16 protein-coding genes are annotated in these 20,453 nt (G+C 68.1%); 11 read left to right on the top strand and 5 right to left on the bottom strand.

From position 1 onward, the window contains the following. Positions 1 to 2: 2 nt before the first annotated feature. From KUV62_RS09675 to KUV62_RS09695, 5 genes are all read left to right on the top strand, one after another. Positions 3 to 980 (top strand): ABC transporter ATP-binding protein, encoded by a 978-nt coding sequence (locus tag KUV62_RS09675; RefSeq protein ID WP_222603502.1) that lies wholly within the window; start codon positions 3 to 5, stop codon positions 978 to 980. Between the two features lie 44 nt (positions 981 to 1,024). Beyond that, positions 1,025 to 2,290 carry a PotD/PotF family extracellular solute-binding protein gene (locus KUV62_RS09680; protein ID WP_222603897.1) on the top strand — a complete coding sequence of 422 codons (1,266 nt, stop codon included), beginning with the start codon at positions 1,025 to 1,027 and terminating at the stop codon, positions 2,288 to 2,290. Between the two features lie 73 nt (positions 2,291 to 2,363). Next, on the top strand, positions 2,364 to 3,281 hold the full coding sequence (locus tag KUV62_RS09685) for an ABC transporter permease (RefSeq protein ID WP_261395533.1): 918 nt from the start codon (positions 2,364 to 2,366) through the stop codon (positions 3,279 to 3,281). A gap of 1 nt (position 3,282) precedes the next feature. Beyond that, positions 3,283 to 4,122: an ABC transporter permease gene (locus tag KUV62_RS09690; RefSeq protein ID WP_222603503.1), complete on the top strand. Its 840-nt coding sequence runs from the start codon at positions 3,283 to 3,285 to the stop codon at positions 4,120 to 4,122. Positions 4,123 to 4,132: 10 nt separating this feature from the next. Then, a complete protein-coding gene (locus KUV62_RS09695) occupies positions 4,133 to 4,774 on the top strand; it encodes an aspartate/glutamate racemase family protein (RefSeq protein WP_222603504.1) in 642 nt (213 codons plus the stop codon). A 9-nt stretch (positions 4,775 to 4,783) separates the two neighbouring features. Here the strand turns inward: KUV62_RS09695 and KUV62_RS09700 are convergent, their stop codons facing one another. Next, positions 4,784 to 5,197 carry a two-component system response regulator gene (locus KUV62_RS09700; RefSeq protein ID WP_222603505.1) on the bottom strand — a complete coding sequence of 138 codons (414 nt, stop codon included), beginning with the start codon at positions 5,195 to 5,197 and terminating at the stop codon, positions 4,784 to 4,786. A 362-nt stretch (positions 5,198 to 5,559) separates the two neighbouring features. Here KUV62_RS09700 and KUV62_RS09705 point away from each other — a divergent pair, with 362 nt between their 5' ends. Further along, positions 5,560 to 7,098, top strand: coding sequence for a sensor histidine kinase (locus KUV62_RS09705; RefSeq protein WP_222603506.1), 1,539 nt, complete (start codon positions 5,560 to 5,562; stop codon positions 7,096 to 7,098). A gap of 434 nt (positions 7,099 to 7,532) precedes the next feature. Here the strand turns inward: KUV62_RS09705 and KUV62_RS09710 are convergent, their stop codons facing one another. From KUV62_RS09710 to KUV62_RS09725, 4 genes are all read right to left on the bottom strand, one after another. Next, complete coding sequence (locus tag KUV62_RS09710) at positions 7,533 to 9,299, bottom strand: PQQ-dependent methanol/ethanol family dehydrogenase (RefSeq protein ID WP_222603507.1); 1,767 nt, start codon at positions 9,297 to 9,299, stop codon at positions 7,533 to 7,535. Positions 9,300 to 10,203: 904 nt separating this feature from the next. Next, positions 10,204 to 10,767, bottom strand: a complete 564-nt coding sequence (locus tag KUV62_RS09715; protein WP_261395535.1) for a sel1 repeat family protein — start codon at positions 10,765 to 10,767, stop codon at positions 10,204 to 10,206. A 76-nt stretch (positions 10,768 to 10,843) separates the two neighbouring features. Further along, complete coding sequence (locus tag KUV62_RS09720) at positions 10,844 to 11,806, bottom strand: YVTN family beta-propeller repeat protein (protein WP_222603508.1); 963 nt, start codon at positions 11,804 to 11,806, stop codon at positions 10,844 to 10,846. A gap of 4 nt (positions 11,807 to 11,810) precedes the next feature. Then, on the bottom strand, positions 11,811 to 12,977 hold the full coding sequence (locus KUV62_RS09725; RefSeq protein ID WP_222603509.1) for an ABC transporter substrate-binding protein: 1,167 nt from the start codon (positions 12,975 to 12,977) through the stop codon (positions 11,811 to 11,813). Positions 12,978 to 13,196: 219 nt separating this feature from the next. Here KUV62_RS09725 and pedF point away from each other — a divergent pair, with 219 nt between their 5' ends. From pedF to KUV62_RS09750, 5 genes are all read left to right on the top strand, one after another. Next, on the top strand, positions 13,197 to 13,829 hold the full coding sequence (gene pedF, locus KUV62_RS09730) for a cytochrome c-550 PedF (protein WP_222603900.1): 633 nt from the start codon (positions 13,197 to 13,199) through the stop codon (positions 13,827 to 13,829). 19 nt (positions 13,830 to 13,848) lie between these two features. Next, positions 13,849 to 14,721, top strand: a complete 873-nt coding sequence (locus KUV62_RS09735; protein ID WP_261395582.1) for a substrate-binding periplasmic protein — start codon at positions 13,849 to 13,851, stop codon at positions 14,719 to 14,721. An 835-nt stretch (positions 14,722 to 15,556) separates the two neighbouring features. After that, positions 15,557 to 17,077 carry an aldehyde dehydrogenase gene (gene adh, locus KUV62_RS09740; protein WP_007797958.1) on the top strand — a complete coding sequence of 507 codons (1,521 nt, stop codon included), beginning with the start codon at positions 15,557 to 15,559 and terminating at the stop codon, positions 17,075 to 17,077. A gap of 205 nt (positions 17,078 to 17,282) precedes the next feature. Next, the gene (locus KUV62_RS09745; protein ID WP_222603510.1) at positions 17,283 to 19,373 is read left to right on the top strand and encodes a 4Fe-4S binding protein; all 2,091 of its coding nucleotides are present in this window, start codon (positions 17,283 to 17,285) and stop codon (positions 19,371 to 19,373) included. Continuing rightward, positions 19,370 to 20,254, top strand: a complete 885-nt coding sequence (locus KUV62_RS09750; RefSeq protein ID WP_222603511.1) for an FAD:protein FMN transferase — start codon at positions 19,370 to 19,372, stop codon at positions 20,252 to 20,254. Before KUV62_RS09745 ends, KUV62_RS09750 begins: the two co-directional genes overlap by 4 nt. Positions 20,255 to 20,453: the final 199 nt, after the last annotated feature.

Genomic DNA, 20,453 nt, shown 5'->3' on the forward strand with positions numbered 1-20,453 from the left:
CCATGAAGTCGGATCTGAAACTCGTCAACGTCACCAAGCGCTACGGTGAGACCGTCGCGGTGAAGTCCATCAACCATCATTTCCGCAGCGGCTCCTATGCCTGCCTGCTGGGGCCCTCGGGCTGCGGCAAGTCGACGACGCTGCGGATGATCGCCGGCCATGAATCGGTCTCGGAGGGTTCGATCGTGCTCGACGGGCGCGATGTCTCCTACCTGCCACCGGCCAAGCGCGGCACCGCGATGATGTTCCAGAGCTACGCGCTGTTCCCGCATCTCAGCGTCGCCGACAACGTCTCCTTCAGTCTCAAGATGAAGGGCGTCGACGCCGGCAAGCGCCGCACCCGCGCGATGGAGATGCTCGAGCTGGTCGACATGGCCAAGCTCGGCGACCGGCTCCCGGCGCAGCTTTCCGGCGGCCAGCAGCAGCGCGTCGCGCTGGCCCGCGCGCTGATCACCGAGCCGCAGGTGCTGCTGCTCGACGAGCCGCTCTCGGCGCTCGACCCGTTCCTGCGCATCCGCATGCGCACCGAGCTCAAGAAGCTCCAGCGTGAGACCGGCATCACCTTCATCCATGTCACCCACGGGCAGGACGAGGCGCTGGCGCTGGCCGACGAGATCGTTGTGATGAACAACGCCGTCATCGAGCAGGCCGGCCCGGCGCGCGAGATTTTCGATGCGCCGCGCACCGCCTTCGTGGCCAGGTTCATCGGCGCGCACAACGTCATCGCGCTGCCCGAGGGCAAGGTGGCGCTGCGCTCGGACGCGATCACGCTCACCGACGCGCAGGCGGCGCAGCTTTCGGGCCGCATCACCTCGATCGAGTACCAGGGCACGCATGTCGCGCTCACGGCGATGGTTGCCGGCGAGCAGGAGGTCACCGTCCTGCTCACCGACAAGGAATTCTTCGGGGCTCCGAAAGAAACCGGCGAGGCGATCGGCCTGGCCTGGGATGCGCAATCCGCGCATGCGCTTTCGGCCTGAGGGACAAGGTCATCATAAAACAGGGAGACTGAAACATGACCACGATTTCCAAGGTTCGCTACTCGCGGCGCTCGCTGCTCAAGACCGGCGGTGCCGCACTCGCCGCCTCGGCGCTGCCGGCGCCGATGGTCTGGGGCCAAGAGACCAAGAACATCACCCTGCGCCAGTTCGGCACCGGCGTGTCCAACCTCAACGAGGTTGGCCAGAAGGTGAAGGAAGAGCTCGGCTTCACGCTCGAGATGACGGCGCTCGATTCCGACAGCGTCACCCAGCGCGCGGCCACCCAGCCCGACAGCTTCGACATCGCCGACATCGAGTACTGGATCTGCAAGAAGGTCTGGCCGACCGGCAACCTGCAGGCGATGGACACCTCGAAGATCGCCAACTACGACAAGATCGTCGGTATCTTCAAGGACGGCAAGCTGACGCCGGAATCGACCATCGCGCAGGGCACCGCGCCGCACACCGTGGGCTTCGTGCCGGAGCAGGGTGCCACCACCTTCGCCGATGAGCCGACCCAGTGGATGACCCTGATCCCGACGATCTACAACGCCGACACGCTGGGCATCCGCCCCGACCTCATCGGCCGTCCGATCAACAACTGGTCCGAGCTGCTGAACCCCGAGTTCAAGGGCAAGGCCTCGATCCTCGACATCTCCTCGATCGGCATCATGGACATGGCCATGGTCTGCGAGTCGATGGGCGAGATCCAATATGGCGACAAGGGCAACATGACCCGCGAGGAGATCGACGCCACCTTCGCGATCTTCACCGAGGCCAAGCAGAACGGCCAGTTCCGCGCCTTCTGGAAGACCTTCGACGAGAGCGTCAACCTGATGGCCTCCGGCGAGGTCGTCATCCAGTCGATGTGGTCGCCGGCGATCACCGCGGTCAAGTCGCGCGGCATTCCCTGCGTCTACCAGCCGCTGGAAGAGGGCTACCGCTCCTGGGGCGGCGGCATCGGCCTGTCGAAGTCGCTCTCGGGCATGGAGCTCGATGCGGCCTATGAATACATCAACTGGTACCTCTCCGGCTGGGTCGGCGGCTTCCTGATGCGTCAGGGCTACTACTCCGCGGTTCCGGAAACCTCGAAGGAGCACATGTCCGACAACGAGTGGGGCTACTGGTTCGAGGGCAAGGAAGCCACCGGCGAGATCACCTCGCCCTTCGGCGACGTGCTGGCGCAGGCCGGCGAGACCCGCGACGGCGGCTCGTTCTACGACCGCATGGGCTCGGTCGCCTGCTGGAACGCCGTGATGGACGAGAACCAGTACATGGTTCGCAAGTGGAACGAGTTCATCTCCTCCTGATCCATCCCAACCAACGACTTGCCCCGGCCGTCCTCCCTTTCCGGCCGGGGCCCTTTCCCATCGGACACGCGTCATGACGGCTGAGACCGACACCCCCACCGCAACCCCCGGTCCCGACGCCGCCGCGCGCGCCGGTCGCAGGCTGCCCGCCGGGCTCGTGGCCTGGTTCCAGGCCGCGCCGCTGGCGCTGGTGCTGGGCGCCTTCCTCGTCCTGCCGATCATCATGATCGTCATCGTCAGCTTCTGGGGCGCCACCGAGTACTCGATCTACCCGGCTTTCCAGTTCGACAATTACGAATTCCTGTTCAGCTCGCCGGTGACCTACAAGGTCTTCGTCAACACCTTCAAATACGCCCTCATCACTTGGGCGGTGACGCTGCTGCTCGGCTTCACGGTGGCCTATTTCCTGGCCTTTCACGTGCGCAGCCTGACCTGGCAGATCGCGCTCTTCCTGCTCTGCACGATCCCGTTCTGGACCTCCAACATCATCCGCATGATCTCGTGGATCCCGTTTCTCGGGCGCAACGGCATCGCCAACTCGACGCTGATCTCCTGGGGGGTGATCGACGAGCCGCTCGAATGGCTGCTGTTCAGCGATTTCAGCGTCATCCTCGCCTTCGTGCACCTCTACACGCTGTTCATGGTGGTGCCGATCTTCAACACCATGATGCGCATCGACCGCTCGCTGATCGAGGCCTCGTACGACGCCGGCGCCACCGGGTGGCAGACGCTCTGGCACGTGATCGTGCCGCTGACCAAACCCGGCATCATGATCGGCACGATCTTCGTCATCACGCTGGTGATGGGCGATTTCATCACCGTGCGTTTCATGTCGGGCTCGCAATCGGCCAATGTGGGCCGGCTGATCTCCAACGATATCGGCCTGCTGCAATACCCCTCGGCGGCGGCCACGGCGGTGGTGCTCCTGATCACCGTGCTGCTGGTGATCGGCATCCTGCTGCGCTTCGTCGACATCCGGAAGGAGCTCTGAGATGGAACGTCGCCCCCGGTCCTTCTATGTCCTCGCCGCGTTCTTCGCGCTGTTCATCCTGTTCCTCTACGGCCCCACCATCACCATCGCGATCCTGAGCTTCCAAGGCCCGCAGGGCGGCCTGACCTTCCCGATGCAGGGCACCTCGCTGCACTGGTTCCGCGACCTGTTCCAGGAACAGGCGGTGGGCGATATCTGGGGCTCGTTCCGGCGCAGCTTCGCGCTCGGGCTGATGGTCATGGTAACCACCGTGGTGGTCTCGGTCAGCGGCGGGCTCGCCTTCCGCAAGCGCTTTGCCGGCTCGGCGGTGCTGTTCTACCTGATCATCACCTCGCTGGTGATCCCGTCGATCCTGGTCTCGCTCGGCGTCGGGCTGATCTTCTCCCAGGCCGGCCTCAAGGTGCACTGGGCCAGCTCCGGCTTCGGCTCGCAGCTCACCTGGACGCTGCCCTTCGGCCTGCTGATCATGTTCGCGGTGTTCAACCGCTTCGACAAATCCTTCGAGGAGGCGGCCCGCGACCAGGGCGCCAGCGCCTGGCAGACCATTCGCCACGTGGTGCTGCCGATCATCGCGCCCTCGCTGATCGGCGTCGCGCTGTTCGGCTTCACGCTCAGCTATGACGAGTTTGCCCGCACGCTGCTCACTGCCGGCAGCTACAACACCCTGCCGCTCGAGATCTTCGGAATGACGACCAACGTCACCACGCCGGTGATCTTCGCGCTGGGCACGCTGACCACCGCCTTCTCGCTGGTCGTCATCGGGGCGTTCCTGCTGACCGTCTGGCTGATGGGCCGACGCCGCGCGCGGCAGGGCTCGGATGCCGGCAAGGGCATGGTCTGAGGCCGCGCCCGTGTCGATCGTATTCGTCAATCCCAACAGCACCGAGGCGATGACCGCGACCATCGTGGCGGCCGCCCGCGCCGCCGCGCCGGAGCTCGAGCTCACCGGGCGTACCTCGCTCTGCGGCCCGGCCTCGATCCAGGGCGCCGCCGATGGCGAGGCGGCGACCCCGCCGCTGCTCGAGATCGTCGCAGAGCTCGATGCCGCCGGCGCCGCGGGCATCGCGATCAGTTGCTTCGACGACACCGGGCTCGACGAGGCAGCACGCGGGGCGCGCTGTCCGGTGATCGGCATCGGGCAGGCGGCTTTCCACCTCGCGGCGTTGCGCAGCTGGCGATTCAGCGTGGTGACCACGCTGCCGATCTCGCTGCCGGTGATCGAGGGCAACATCGCCCGCTACGGCCTCGCCGGGCATTGCGCGAAGGTGCGCGCCTCCGGCGTGCCGGTGCTGGCGCTGGAAGAGGATCCCGACGCGGCGCTGACCCGCATCGTCGAGGAGGCGCAGCGTGCCGAGGCGGAAGACGGGGCGGATTGCGTGATCCTGGGATGCGCCGGCATGTCGGCACTGACCCGGCGCGCCCGCGCCGCGCTCAGCTGTCCGGTGATCGACCCGGTGGAGGCCGCCGCGCGCAGCTTCCGGCTCTTCGCCTGACCGCGCGGCTCAGCAGTAGCGCTGCGCGTAGCTCACCAGCAGCCACTTGTGCAGCGGCTTCAGCAGCAGATCGTCCATCCCGAACTTGGTCCAGTCGCCTTTCTCGAGAAACGCCATGTGCGAGGTGATGCCGACCACCCCGCAATCTGAGCCGGCGGTCAGCTTTTTGAAATCCCGCGCGTAGTCGAGCCCGCATTCGCCATTCGGAAACCGGATGTCGAGCAGGATGAGGCCGAACGCCTCCGGGTTGCGCGCACAAAGCGTCAGCGCCTCGTCGGGCCAGGGCACTGCGCGCGCCGCGATATTCTCTTCCTTGAGATGCTTCTGAACCGAAAACCGTGTCCACTCGTCGTCATCCACGATCAGAACGGTCTTTCCCAGAACCTTGGTGTCGAGCGAAGACTCTAGCCCGGACTGCAACATACCTTGTCCCCCGGGGCGAAAAAACACGCGGGCCGCCCCAACCCGGGATCCCGCGAAGCATGAAAACCGTCGGAACCCTTCGTCTTTAACGATTTTACAGAAAAAATCGGTGGAGTGAATTATTTTATGGCGAATTGATATTCATGTTTCTGCGTCGGAAACGCTGATCGATGCGAATAGTCCTCCATGTTGTGGGGGATTGTTGCACAAAGACCTTGAGCTGCGAATAGGGCTTTTCGCCTATTGCGCTGTTTTTCAATAAATATAATCCGAGGATCGATTTCTTCGAAGCAAGAGGCGCTTGAAAAAAGAGGGCGGCTTGAACAATATTCAGATCAAGGGGATTTTCGGGGTGTCTTGAAATGGTATCGGCATGCGACAATTCGCGCGGGGCGATGGCGTCTTGCGGCTCGGACGCTCTGGCGGTTGTCGTGCTCGACCCCGAAGATCAGGAAGCGGTTCTCGCCGAGGCGGCAACGCTCGGCGCCGCGCTGCGAGGCGCCGACCGCTCGCTGCTGCTGGCGGCGTCCCTGCCGATGTCGCAGCGTCAGCGGCTGGGCGAGCTGATCGGCGCGCAGGCGCCGCTGCGCGAGATCACCGAGCACATGGCGCCGGAACCGGGCCAGATCTACCTCCCGCCGCCGGGCCAGACGCCGATCCTGCAGCGGCATCCCGAGCGTCGCGACCGTGTCGCCTTCGGGCTCAGGCCCGCAGGATCGGCGGAGGCCGATCCGCCGGCCGCGATCATCGCGGCCTCTGCCGCCGGCCAGCCCGGCGGCGTCACCCTGCTCGCCGGCGCGCGCGCGGGGGGCGGGGCCCAGAGCGCGCTGGCCAGCCTCGAGCGCATGGTCGAGGCAGGGCAGGCGGGGTTCTGGGATTGGCACGTGCAGGACAACACCGCGTTCATGAGCCCGCGCCTGAAGGCGATGCTCGGCTTCTCCGGCGGCGAGCTCGGCACCAACGCCGAGGCCTGGCAAAGGCGTGTGCATCCCGACGATCTGCCGCGGCTGCAGCAGGTGTTCCGCGCGCATGTCGAGAGCCGGGGTGAGACGGCTTTCGATCTCGAGCTGCGCTACCTGCACCGGGACGGCTCGACGGTCTGGGGCCATTGCCGCGGCCAGGTGGTGGCCTGGGGGCCGGGCGGCGGGCCGCTGCGCATGATGGGGCTGCTCTCCGACATCACCGAACTGCGACGGCGCGAGGCGGCGCTCGATGAGATCCGCCATTTCGCCTTCATGGCGGCGCATGACCTGATGGCGCCCGCCAACACCATCGCCGGTGGCCTGTCGATGCTGCGCGCGTCGCTGGGGGAGGAGCTCGACGCCGATGCCGCGCAGATCTTCGAGTTCGCCACCCGCGCCGCCGACCAGCTGCGCGCCCGCATCACCTCGGTGGTCGAGCTGTTCCGGATCGAGAACACGCAGGTGACCTTCGAGCCGGTGGATCTCGGAGCCTGCTTCCGCGAGGCCGCCGACTGGCTGCGCGACGAGATCCAGCGCAGCGGCGCCGAGCTGACCATCGCGCCCCTGCCGCAGGCCTCCGGCGCGCCGATGCTGATCGGGCAGGTGGCGCAGAACCTGCTGGGCAACGCGCTGAAATACCGCCATCCCGCGCGTCCGCCGCGGTTGCGGGTCACCACCTTCGACGCCGGTGCGGATATGGTCGGCATCCGGGTCAGCGACAATGGCCGTGGCATCCCGCCGGATCAGCGCGGGAAGGTGTTCGAGCTGTTTCACCGGCTGCGCCCCGGCGCGGCGCTCGGGGGCAGCGGCCTGGGCCTGACGCTTTGCGAGCGGGTGGTCGCCTTGCATGGCGGGCGGATCTGGGTCGAGGAGGGCGACGAGGGCGGCGCGGCGCTGCTCTTCACGCTGCCACGTGACGGTGGCCCGGCGGCGGGCTAGGGCGCCGGAAATGACCGATACGCACCGGCGCGGCGCTTGTGGGCAGCGGCCCGTGCCTGAGGCAACGCGACCGGGCGGGTGCATTGCATGGCGGGCGGATCCGGGGCGCGGAGGGCGGCGCGGCGCTGCGCTTCACGCTGCCGCGCAATGGTGGCCAGGCAGCGGGCCAGGGTGCTGAAAAGGAACCATGCGCCGCGGTGAGCGCGGGGCTTGGGGGCAGCGGCCCGGGCCTGAGGCAACGCGACCGGGCGGGTGCATTGCATGGCGGGCGGATCCGGGGCGCGGAGGGCGGCGCGGCGCTGCGCTTCACGCTGCCGCGCAATGGTGGCCCGGCAGCGGGCCAGGTTGCCGTAAAGGAACGATGCGCCGCGGTGGGCGCGGCGCATCGCATGAGGTCCAGTCGGGGAGGCGGACCTCTGGGAGGATCGCTTCGATCAGTTCGCCGAGGCGAGCTGCTTGGGCAGCTTGAAGGTCCAGACGGTGCCACCCTGGTTCAGGTAATTCACCTTCTTGGCAACCTCGCCGCCCCAGAGCGGAACCGCGCCGCCCCAGCCCGAGACCACCGAGACATACTGCTCGCCATCCATGTCCCAGGTGACCGGCTGGCCAACGATGCCCGAGCCGGTCTGGAAGCTCCAGAGAACCTCGCCGGTCTCGTCGTCAAGCGCCAGGAACTTGCCCTCCGGGGTGCCGGTGAAGACAAGGCCGCCGGCGGTGGTCATGACGCCACCCCAGAGCGGGGCCTCGTTCTTGAATTCCCACTTCCACTCGCCGGTGGCCGGGTCGATGGCCTTGAGCGAGCCGATATGGTCTTCGTACATCGGCTTGATGGTGAAGCCCGAGCCGAGATAGGCGGCGCCCTTCTTGTAGGTCACGGGCTCGTTCCAGATATCCATGCCCCACTCGTTGGACGGCACATAGAACAGGCCGGTGTTCTGGCTGTAGGCCATCGGCATCCAGTTCTTGCCGCCGAGGAAGCCCGGTGCCGAGAACACCACTTCGCCCTTGCCGCCATCCGCCGCTGCGCTGGGATCGCCCGGGCGGTTCTCCTCGACGAAGATCGGCCGGCCGGTCTCGTCGATATCGCTGGCCCAGGTGATGTCCTTGACGAAGGGATGGGCGTCGATGAAGGCGCCGTCCTCGCGGTTCAGCACGTAGAAGAAGCCGTTGCGGTCGGCGGTGGCGAAGCGCTTGTTGCCGTCGGCATCCTCATAGGCCACGACCTCGTTGACGCCGTCATAGTCCCAGCCCTCGCGCGGGGTGGTCTGGAAGTGCCACTTGATCTCGCCGGTGGCCGGGTCGATGCCGAGCCGCGAGGCGGCGTAGAGGTTGTCGCCGGTGTTGCCCTCGCTGGGGGTGCCGGCGCCGCGCAGGTGGCTGTTCCAGGGCGCCGGGTTGCCGGTGCCGAAGACCAGCGTGTCGGTCTCCGCGTCGTAGGAGCCGCCGAGCCAGGTGGCGCCGCCGCCGGTCTTCCACAGGTCGCCCGGCCAGGTGGCGTTGAGCTCGCCGGTCATGGTGCTCTCTTCGCCGTTCAGCGTGCCCATGTGGCCCTCGATCACCGGGCGGGTCCAGACCATGTCGCCGGTCTCGACGTCACGCGCCTGCACCTCGCCGACGATGCCGAACTCGCCGCCCGAGTTGCCGGTGATGACGAGGCCGTTCACGATCAACGGCGCGGCGGTGTAGGAGTAGCCGGCCTTGTAGTCGGCGATCTTGTCGCGCCAGACGACATCGCCGGTCTTGCGGTCGAGCGCCACGAGGCGGGCGTCAAGCGTGCCGAAGATGATCTTGTCGCCGTAGATCGCGGCGCCGCGGTTGATCACGTCGCAGCAGGGCAGGATGCCCTCGGGCAGGCGGGCATCGTATTGCCAGAGCTCTTCGCCGGAGGCGAGGTCGATGGCGTAGAGCCGCGAGTAGGAGCCGGTGACATACATGATGCCGTCATAGACGATCGGCTGGGTTTCCTGGCCGCGCTGTTTCTCGCCGCCCATGGAGAAGGCCCAGGCCGGCACGAGGTTCTTGACGTTGTCCTTGTTGAGCGTGTCGAGCGGGCTGTAGCGCTGCAGGTGGCGGCCCATGCCGTTGGTCACCACCTGGGTGGTGATGGACTGGTCGTTGGCCAGGTCGTCCTCGGTGACCTGCGCCTGTGCGGCACCGGTCGCCAGCAGACCTGCGGTCACTGCCAGAATGAAGCGGTTCATGATGTCCTCCCTTAGAGACGGTTCAGAGTGTTCGGTTCGGCCGCCGGGCCGCGCCCTCCTCCGCCGCAAGCATCCCCGGCACGGGGCCGGAGATGAATTGCACCATGGTCGTAAGACCTTTCCGCAGGGTTACGCGCCGACGACGAGGACGCGGATGCCGCGCAGGCAGATTGCGCGCCCGCGGGCCAGAGGGATGCCCCGCACCGGGCAGCCCCGCTGCCGGCGCCGCGCCGCCCGCCGCCTCCCGAAACGCCGGCCATGGCCACCGCCACGCGCCTCGGCATGGCCGGCGCCCGGACGCTGCCCGTGGCCAAACGGGCGGTGGCTGCGTTCCCTTCGGAACAGGCGCCGACGCCGCTTCTTACCGGGCCTCCCCACAGGGAGCGGCCGGAAGAGCTATTGGAATCAAGCCAATGGCTCCGGCATGCCGCGGCCCTGACAGACTTCCCGCCGGCCGCGCCCCCGTCCTCGTCGAGCCCGCAGGCGACCGCGCACCCGGCCCGGCGCCAAGCCAGCCGGGCAACGACCGCAGACACCGGACGCCCCCCACCGGCAGCCCCCGTCGCAGCGCGCGCCGCACCGACAGCGCAACGGCGCGCGCCAGACCGCCTCCGTCCGGCTCGCTGCACCCGGTCGCGCTGACTTGCACCAAGGTCTTAGACGCGCGCGCCGCCACGACCCGCAAGCGCGCGCCTTGCCATCACCGCAGCGCCTGTCATCGCGCCCAGGCCCCTGTCTTCTCTGGTTCAAAAATACCTCGGGGGAGTCGCAGCTCTGCTGCGGCGGGGGCAGAGCCCCCATACTCAGGATTTGCCGCGCTTAGCCGCGGCGGGGCAGGTCACCCCCTGCTACCGGCTTCCCGATGTCCGGGGAGCAGCGCCTCACCGCTCCCGCGTCCCCCCGCTCAGAACATCGGAGCGTAGCGCCAGTTGTCGGCATCCGGCGTGATCTCGTCGAGATCATAGCCCGCCCCCTGCAGGCGCTTCGCGATCTCCAGCCCGTCGCGCGCCGCTTCGTCGACCAGCGCTCGCCCCGCAGCCTCGTCCTGCGCGGTGCCGAAGCCGCGCATCAGCCCGATGCCGTAGTTGAACTTGCCGACCGGGTCGCCGGCCTCGGCGGCACGGCGGTCCCATCGGGCGGCGGCGTCGGGATCGAAGGGCCCGCCGAAGCCGTTCTGCTCCATGTAGCCCATCCAGGTCATCGCCGCGGTGTAGCCGGCCTCGGCGCAGGCCTCGAAGATCGCCCGCGCGGTGGCGTGGTCGCCCGACTTGGTCATCAGGTAGCCCGAGGCGCAGACCATCATGTCGGTCTCGCCCCGCTCGGCGCGGTCGCGCAGCGATTGCCAGGTGAGCTCCTCGGGGTTGGTGGTGCCGTAGGCATCCGCCGTGGTCTCCTCGGCCGCCGCTTGAGTCATCGCGGCTGTGGCCGCCAGACAGGCCGCCATCGCAAGTTCGAGATACCGTGCCATTCGCGTCTCCTCTCTCGCTCGACGCCCACGCTCGGGTCAGCCCGGGTCAGCCCAGATCAGCCCGGGGGCAGGGCGCTCAGCCCTCCGTGGGGCGCAGCGCCGCGCCCCAGGGGAAGCGGCCGACCTTGATGGTCTTGAACGGTTCGCGCTTCTCCACGTCGATCACCGTGACATCGCCCGACACGCCATTGGTGGTGAAGAGCAGCTTGTGCTCGCGGTCGAAGGCCATGTGCCAGACCCGGCGCCCCACCAGCAGGTACTCTTCGACCTCCCAGGTCTCGGCATTGACCACGGCGACGTGGTTGGCCGGCCCGAGCGCCACGAAGGCGGTCTTGCCGTCCGGGGTCAGCTCGAAGCCCACCGGCTGGATGCGGTCCTCGTGTACGCCGGTGATCTCGAAATGGATCTTCGCCTTCTCCGCCTGGCTCGCCACGTCGAACACCGTCACCGTGCCGCCGATCTCCGACGAGACCCAGAGCTCGCTGCCGTCCTTGACGAACTCGGCATGGCGCGGGCGGCTGTCGACCAGCGTGTTGGCGAAGATCGCCTCGCTCTCGGTGTCGATCCAATGCGCCATGTTGGTGGTTTCAGAGGTGGTGATGACGATCTTGCCGTCGGGGCTCACCGCCATGCCCTCGGGCTCGATGCCGACATCGATCTGAGCGATCACCCGGCGGCTGTCGGTGTCGACCACGGTGGTGATCGCGTCATCCTCGTTGGCGATGTAGAGCCGGCGGTTGTCGGGGTGCAGCACGAACTGCTCCGGGTCCTCGCCGGAGGGCAGGTCATGCAGGATCTCGCCCGAGACCGGGTCCATCACCTGCACCGCGTCGCTGTCGGAGGCGCAGATATAGACCTTCGAGAAATCGTGGCTGAAGGTGATGCCGCGCGGTCGCTCGCCGGTGGGAATGGTGCGGGTGACCTCGAGCGTCGCGACGTCGATGACGCTGATGCTGTCGTCCTTCTCGTTGGTGATCCAGATCTCGTCCGCCGTGGCGGGAGCGGTGAGCAGGGCAAGGATGGCGGTCAGTCTCAGCATGGTCTTATCCTTTGAATGCGGTGCAGGCGGTTTCGGGCGCATCGCGGCCCAGCGTGTCGAGCTCGTTGCCCTGATGGTGGAAGCCCTCGAGCGGCGCGGTGGCGACCACGGCGCGGTCGGTGACGATGGGAATCGGCTGGCGCAGCTGGCCGTTCCACGCGCGGAAGCTCAGCGGGCTGCCCTTGAAGCCGGCAAGCTCGAAGGCGTCGGAGAAGATGTAGTCGCGCAGCGTCGCGGCCTCCGCGCTGCCGGTGCGGGTGACCGCCTCGCCGATGGCGCGGATCGCGGCCCAGGCGGCATAGTCCTCGGGCTGCATGTCGCGCGCGGCGAGCGCCTCGAAGCGCGATTGCAGCTGCGCCGCGCCCCATTGCTCGACCACCGGCGCCCAGGCCTGCGGCACCAGCTCTTCCGAGCCCGCGACCGGGCGCGGCAGCCAGGTGTTGTAGACCACGTAGCGTCCGAAATCGCCGATCTCGTCGGCCAGAAGCAGCACGTCATGCTCCTTGAACCCTTGGGTGAAGAGCGGCACCTCGGCGCTGGCATTGCGGCGCATGTCGGCGTCGAAGACCCAGTCCTTCTCGCCCACCAGCTTGAGCCGGAACTTGGCGATCGAGCCGCGCAGCGCCTCGGCGAAGGCCAGGTCGCGCGGATGCGCGCCCGAGATCAGCGCCACCTCGGTCCAGCGCCGCTGCACGAGGAACTGCGCCAGCGCGTCGGCGCGCATGGCGTTCGAGGGGATGGTGTGCAACAGGTTGGCGCGGCAGCCGGCATCGCGCAGGGCGCTGTCGGGGGCGGTGGCATTGAACAGCAGCGCGCCCTGCGCCTCGGGCAGATCGGCGATGGCGCTCAGCGCGTCGGCGGGCGCGTCGAGCACGAGGAACGGGCTCGAGGCGAGCAGCGCCCGCGCCGCGGCCACGGCATCGCCGCCCTCGGGCACCCTTGTCTCGTCCATCACGTAGGTCTGGTTCAGGAAGCGCCCGGTGGTGGCGTTGTCCTCGATCCCGAGCCGCGCGCCCGCGAGGCCGAGGTCCTCCGGCGTGGGGTCGAGATTCGACAGCACCGGCGGCGCCGGCTCATCGACGCTGAGATAGCCGATTCTGACCTGTGTCTCCGACGCGGCGGCGGCGCCCAGCGACAGCGACAACACGGCGGCGAGCCCGAATATTCGCATGACTGTCCTCCCTTGGTGCAAGCTACGCCTCCCGGAGGGCCCGCGCCGTAAGACCATGGTCGGAGAGAACGCAGTTTCACGACCAAGGTCCAATATGGCCCGTGGGGGCGCCTTGCTAGCAAAGCTGAAACCAGTGGAAACGGAGGAGGTCCCATGCCCACGACCAAGCGATCCGCAGCGAAGTTCACCAGCACCGTCCTGACGGGTGCCGCCATCAGCATGTTTGCCGCCACGCTGGCGCTGGCGCACGGCGATGTCGCGCCGCAGCCGGTCAACACCGATGCGCTGCCCGATGTGGGCGAGGAGTGGCTGACCGAGAATCCCTACCGCGATGCCGGCGAGGATGTCTGGCAGGCGGCGGTCGAGATCGGCGCCTCGGGCTACAACCAGAACTGCGCGCGCTGCCACGGGCTCGAGGTGATCTCGGGCGGCCTCGCCCCCGACCTGCGCTTCCTCGAGGCCGAGGAGTTCGGCGACGAGTGGTTCATGGAGCGCTTCATCCACGGCTACACCCAGAACGGCATCACCAAGATGCCGGCCTTCGGTGAGCTGCTGGGCCAGAAGGCGGCCTGGGCGATCCGCACTTATGTCGAGGCGCGCCCCGACGACATGGCGGTCGAGGAGCAGTCGGCCGAGCTCAAGGAGATCCGCGACAAGCTGGCCTCGGGCGATGCCGATGTCGACGCGCTGCGTGCCCGCCTACGCGAGATCGCCGGCGAGATCGAAACCCTCTCCGGCGCACCGGTGGCCGACAGCATCGCCTACCGCGCCGCCAACCAGCTCGATGCCAACCCGGAGGATCTGTCCCATGCCGCCGAGACCCTCACCATCGGGCTCTCCGCCGCGCACTGACATGCAGCGCCGGGTCTTATTGGCCGCGCTGGCCGGGCTTGCTTTCGCAAGCCCGGCTTTCGCGCGTTGCGAGGACTGGGTGCCGCAGCCCAAGCCTCAGAATGCCGGTCGCGACATCGTCGGGCAGGATCTCGACCAGATCCTCGAGCGCGGCTACATCGAGTTCGCCGCCTACGAGGATTTCCCGCCCTGGTCCTACGAGGAGAAGGGCAAGCCGGTCGGCGTCGATATCGAGATCGGCAAGCTCATCGCGGCGGATCTCGGCGTCGAGCCGCGCTTCCGGCTGGTGGCGGCGGGCGAAAATCTCGACGCCGACCTGCGCAACAATGTCTGGAAGGGGCCGGTGATCGGCGGGCGGGTGTCGAACGTGATGCTGCACGTTCCCTATGACAGCGCCTATACCTGCCGCGTCGAGCAGGTGGTCTTCACCGGGCAATACGCCGCCGAGCAGATCGCCATCGCCTATCGCGAGGAGGCCTATCCCGAGGATCCGCCGGTGCCGGCCTATTTCCGCATCGACACGGTGGCGGTGGAGAACGACTCGATCACCGATTTCTACCTCACCTCCTTCGCGGGCGGGCAGCTGGCGCAGGGAGTGCGGCGCTATCCGACCTATGCCGACGCGATGGCGGGACTGGGCGCGGGCGAGACCATGGCGGCGATGGGGCCGCTGGCGCAGCTCGAGGCCGGGGCGGGGGAGGGCATCGCCATCCACCAGCCGCCGCTGGCGGGCTTCGCGGTCAGCCGCTGGACCATCGGGGTGGGCGTTCACATGCGCTACCGTGCCCTGGGCTACGCGGTGGACGACGCCATCCGCGCCGGGCTCGAGGACGGCCGCATCGCGGCAATCTTCGAGCAATACGGGCTGAGCCACCTGCCGCCGGAGCGGTGAGCGCGGGATCATGGCAGAGACGGGACGGGCGCGGGCGACTGCGCCCGTTTTGTTTTGCGAAGGGCTTGAGCATGACCCGACGCCCAAGCCTCCGCATTCCCATTAGCCAACCCGCGAGCGCCTCTCTGCGCGGAACAAAGGCCGCAGGCCGCCGCGCATCGCCGGTCCGCCACCCGGGCCGGTGGTTTGGCCGGGCCGGGTGCCCAGCTTCAAGGTCCTTCGGACATGGCCGGGATAAATCGAGGGATTCGACGACCTGATCGCCGCCCCGCGGACCGGCGACTCGCGGTGGCGTCTCGGGGCCGAATGCTGGTTTGGGGCGATACCACCGCCGGGCAATGCGACTGTGCGCCTTCACCATGTCTGATGCCCGCATGGTTGCTTCAAAGCCGAAAGCGCCCGAGCGCCTCCCCGCGTGGAACAAAGGCCGCAGGCCGCCGCGCATCGCCGGTCCGCCCCCTCGGACCGGCGGTTTGGTGACACCTGTGCCCAGCTTCAAGGTCCTTCGGACATGGCCGGGATAAATCGAGGGATTCGACGCGAGGTTCGCCGCCCCGCGGACCCGCGATGCGCGTCGGCGTCGCGGGGCCTATCGTCACGCGAATCTCAGCGGCAGCGGGCAAGGGCCGAGGCGCTCGAAACGGCGCCGTGGCCGGCACTCAAAGCCGCCACGCCACGCCGAGCCTCCCCACAGCCCGGAACCCGCCCGCAACCTGTCTCAGAACCGAGACACCTCCGGCCCTCGCGCCGCTTGCCCCCGGCTGACAGCCGCGCCACCGGGGCGCATCCTGATCGCATCCCCGGGTGGAGGACCCGGACAGACAGGAGGACAGCCATGAACGTCATGACCCAGACCGAGGGCAAATACGCATCGCCCTTCAAGGCCCGCTACGACAACTTCATCGGCGGCAAGTTCACCGCCCCGGTGAACGGCCGCTATTTCGACAACGTGACCCCGATCACCGGCGCCAAGGTCTGCGAGGTCGCCCGCTCCGACGCCGCCGATGTCGAGCTGGCGCTCGATGCCGCTCATGCCGCCAAGGAAGCCTGGGGCCACACCTCGGCCGCCGAGCGCTCCAACATCCTGCTCAAGATCGCCGACCGTCTCGAGGAGAACCTCGAGATCCTCGCCCAGGCCGAGACCTGGGACAACGGCAAGCCGATCCGCGAGACCACCGCCGCCGACATCCCCCTCTCGGTCGATCACTTCCGCTACTTCGCGGGCGTGCTGCGCAGCCAGGAAGGTTCGATGTCGGAGATCGACGCCGACACCGTCGCCTATCACTTCCACGAGCCGCTGGGCGTCGTGGGCCAGATCATCCCGTGGAACTTCTCGATCCTGATGGCGGCCTGGAAGCTCGCCCCGGCGCTCGCCGCGGGCAACTGCATCGTGCTCAAGCCCGCCGAGCAGACCCCGGCCGCGATCCTCGTGCTCGTCGAGCTGATCGCCGATCTGCTGCCCGCCGGCGTGCTCAACGTGGTCAACGGCTTCGGCGCCGAGGTCGGCGGCCCGCTGGCCGAGAGCAACCGCATCGCCAAGATCGCCTTCACCGGCTCGACCGAGACCGGCCGCGTCATCATGAAGGCCGCCACCAAGAACCTGATCCCGGTGACGCTGGAGCTCGGCGGCAAGTCGCCCAACATCTTCTTCTCCGACGTGATGGCCGAGGATGACGCCTTCCTCGACAAGGCGGTCGAGGGCTTCGTGCTCTTCGCCTTCAACCAGGGCGAGGTCTGCACCTGCCCGAGCCGCGCGCTGGTCCAGGAAGACATCTACGAGGCCTTCATCGAGAAGTGCATCGCCCGCGTGAAGGCGATCAAGCAGGGCGACCCGCGCGACATGGAGACCATGGTCGGCGCCCAGGCCAGCTCCGAGCAGCAGGACAAGATCATGTCCTACTTCACCATCGGACGCGAAGAGGGCGCCGAGGTGCTGGTCGGCGGTGACGCGGCGCAGATGTCGGGCGACCTGTCCAACGGCTACTACATCCAGCCGACCATCCTGAAAGGCCACAACAAGATGCGGGTCTTCCAGGAAGAGATCTTCGGCCCGGTGGTCTCGGTCACCACCTTCAAGGACGAGGAAGAGGCGCTCGCCATCGCCAACGACACCATGTACGGCCTCGGCGCCGGCGTGTGGACCCGCGATGCCAACCGCTGCTACCGCTTCGGCCGCAAGATCGAGGCCGGCCGGGTCTGGGTGAACAACTACCACGCCTACCCGGCCCACGCGGCCTTCGGCGGCTACAAGCAGTCCGGCATCGGGCGCGAGAACCACAAGATGATGCTCGACCACTACCAGCAGACCAAGAACATGCTGATGAGCTACAATCCCAACAAGCTCGGCTTCTTCTAGAGCTCCTCCCGTCCGTGACGCGCGCTCCTTGCCACTCCTGCGCGTCACGGACCACCTCTGCCGCCGGGGCCCTCCCGCCGCGCCGGCAGCTCCGGCGGTGCCTTTACCCTCTCCCTCCGAAGGCACCGCCGATCTCTTCCCGGGCTCCGGGTCTCAGACCTAGGTCGCATCTCCCGGCCCGATCCGCCCTGCTACTCTGCGCCCCATGCGGGCGCTTTTGCTTTTTCTCACCTTGAGTCTTCTCTCTTTCCTCCCGCGCCCCGGCGCGGCGGAGCCGCTCGACCGCGCGGCGATGGAAGAGTTCGTTTACGCCCCCTACGTGCTCGGTGAGCCGCTTGGCGAGAAGGGCGTATGGGAGCTGCTCAACTCCGGGGGCGGGCTCGCCGGCTACGCCTTCGAGACCGAGCTGATGGCGCCGCTGCCGGGCTTTTCCGGTGCGCCAATCAACATCTTCGTCATGCTCGATCTCGACGGCCAGTTCCTCGACGTGCGGCTGATCGATCACAACGAGCCGATCTTCGTCTCGGGGCTCGGCGAGGCGCCGCTGCGCGGCTTTCTCGAGCAATATTCCGGCCACGCGATCTCGGAGACGATGGTGGTCGGCAGCGCCTATGGCTCCGGCGGGGACGGCTCGGCGCTGGTCTATCTCGATGGCGTCACCAAGGCCACGGCGAGCGTGCGCATCGCCCATGAGAGCATCCTGGCCGCCGCCCGCGAGGTGGCGCGCGAGCGCATGGCGGGGATCAGCTCCGGCCCGCCGGCGCATCCCGATCCCGCCCATGACGAGCCGCTCGACTGGGCGGCGCTGGTGGCGCAGGGCATCGCGACCCACAAGACCGTCAGCAATGCCGAGGTCGACGCGCTCTTCGCCGGCACCGTCTGGGCCGATGACGACCCCGAGGCCAGCGAGGATCCCGAGGCCGCCTATCTCGATCTCTGGGTGGTCGATCTCGGCCCGCCTGCCATCGCCCGCGCGGCGCTTGCCCCCGACACGCTGGAAGAGCTGCAGCGTTTCCTCGCGATCTCGCCCGACGAGGAGCCGATCCTGCTGATCGAGACCGGACGGCACGGGCTGGTCTCGCCCGACTTCGTGCGCAACACCGCGCCCGACTGGCTCTCGGCGGAGCAGGATGGTTTGCCCATCGCGCTGCGTGATGCCGATCTCTTCGTAGAGCTGGCCGACTCTGTCCCCGCGGGGACGGCGATGATCCTGCGCACCGACCGGCGTCTGGGCTTCGACCCGGCGCGTGAGTGGACGCTCAAGGTCGCGGCGGTGCGCGCGCACGGCATGTTCCAGCCCGAGATCGGCCGCCGCGATCTCGAGCTCACCCACGTGACCCCCGAGCGCTTCTTCCTGCGCCCCGGCGCGGTCGAGACCCTGCCGCCCTGGCGCGAGGCGATCCTCAACCGTCAGGCCGACCTGATCGCGCTCTGCGTGTTCCTCATCGTGCTGCTGCTGGCGGTCGGTCCGGCGCAAAACCGTCTGGCGGGAATGCGGTTCTTCACGCCGGTCCGGCTCGGCATCCTCGCGGTGATGACCGGCTTCATCGGCTTCTGGGGGCAGGGGCAGCTCTCCATCGTGACGCCGCTCGGTGTGTTGCGCACGGCGCTCGACGGCGGCAGCTTCGCCTTCCTGCTCTACGACCCGTTCTCGCTGCTGGTCTGGGCGGCGGCGATCGCGGGCTTCATCCTCTGGGGGCGCGGGTTCTTCTGCGGCTGGCTCTGCCCGTTCGGCGCGTTGCAGGAATTCGCCGCCCATCTCGGCCGCCTGCTGCGCCTGCCGCAGATCGAGCCGAGCCCGCGCTGGGACAGGCGGCTCAAGGGGCTGAAATACGTGGTGCTGGCGGGGATGGTGGCGACGGTCTTCGTGGCCCCGGGCGAGGTCGACACGGTGGCCGAAATCGAGCCCTTCAAGACCGCGATCACCACGCATTTCCAGCGCGCGTGGCCCTATGTCGCCTGGGCGGTCGGGCTGATCCTGCTGAGCGCGGTTCTGTTCAAGGGCTTCTGCCGCTACCTCTGTCCCCTCGGGGCGCTGATGGCGATCGGCGGCCTGCTGCGCGGGCGCGACTGGATCGCGCGACGCAGCGAATGCGGCTCGCCCTGCCAGCTCTGCCGGGTGCGCTGCCGATACGGCGCCATCGAGAAGAGCGGCGAGATCGATTATTCCGAGTGTTTCCAGTGTCTTGACTGCGTGAAGATCCATGACGACCCGGCGCAATGCGTGCCGCTGGTGCTGGCGCAGAGGGCGCGCAAGCGTCCGATAAGCCCTGGCCAGGAGGTGCCCGCCGAATGAGCCTCACCCGACGCCGCTTTCTCGCCATCTCCGCCGCCTTCGCCGCAGGCCCCGCCACCGCGCTGGCCCCTGCGCGCTGGCGCGGCGTGGCGCTGGGGGCGGAGGCCGAGATCACCTTGCACGGCCCCGGCGCGGAGGAGGCGCTGGGCGCAGGATTGGCGCGGATCCGCGAGATCGAGGCGCGCTTCAGCCTGCATGATCCGGCCTCGGAGCTGTCGCGTCTCAATCGCGCGGGAAAGCTTGACGCATCATTACCGTTCCGCGCGCTGATGCGGCTGGCGGGAAGGGCCCATGACGCTACCGGTGGCGCCTTCGATCCGAGCGTGCAGCCGCTCTGGCAGGCGCTGGCCTTCGGGGGAGACGTGGCGGCGGCGCGCGCGCGTGTCGGCTGGGAGAGGATCACGCAGGGCGGCGATCACATCGTGCTGGCAGAGGGGCAGGCGCTGACTTTCAACGGTATCGCGCAGGGCTTCGCGACCGATGCCGTGGCCGAGCTGCTCGCGGCGCGTGGCTTCGGGCAGGCGCTGGTCAATATCGGCGAGTTCCGCGCCCTGGGCGGGCCGTGGCGGCTGGGGCTCTCGGACCCGGAGCACGGCTCCCTTGGCACCCGCACGCTGAACACCGGCGCGGTCGCGACCTCGAGCCCGGCGGCGCTGCGGCTGGGGGAGGAGACGCACATCCTCGATCCGCGCGGGGCAGGGGGGGCGCTCTGGTCGACGGTGAGCGTCGAGGCGGAGAGCGCGGCTTTGGCCGATGCGCTCTCGACCGCCGGATGTCTGCTCCCGGCGGAGGCGTTGCAGCGGGCGGCGCGGGCGCTGGGCGGGGTGCGCCGCATCACGCTGGTCACGCATGAGGGCGATCTGCGCAGCCTGACGGTCTAGGCCGGGTGCAGGGCCTTTCCGGCTTTCGGGGCAATGGAGCGATGACGCGGTCAGAGGCCGGTGCCGCCGGACGGCCATCCGTTCCACAAGACGGTTCCGTCAACGCGCGATGGCGCAACTCGATCTCAACGAGATGGGGGAACGCAGGTTGCGGGGCGCCTGTCAGTCAAGACGGTGCCGCTGCGCTGCCGGGGGCACA

The sequence above is a fragment of the Salipiger bermudensis genome (assembly GCF_019801965.1).
In the GTDB taxonomy this organism is placed as follows: domain Bacteria; phylum Pseudomonadota; class Alphaproteobacteria; order Rhodobacterales; family Rhodobacteraceae; genus Salipiger; species Salipiger bermudensis_A.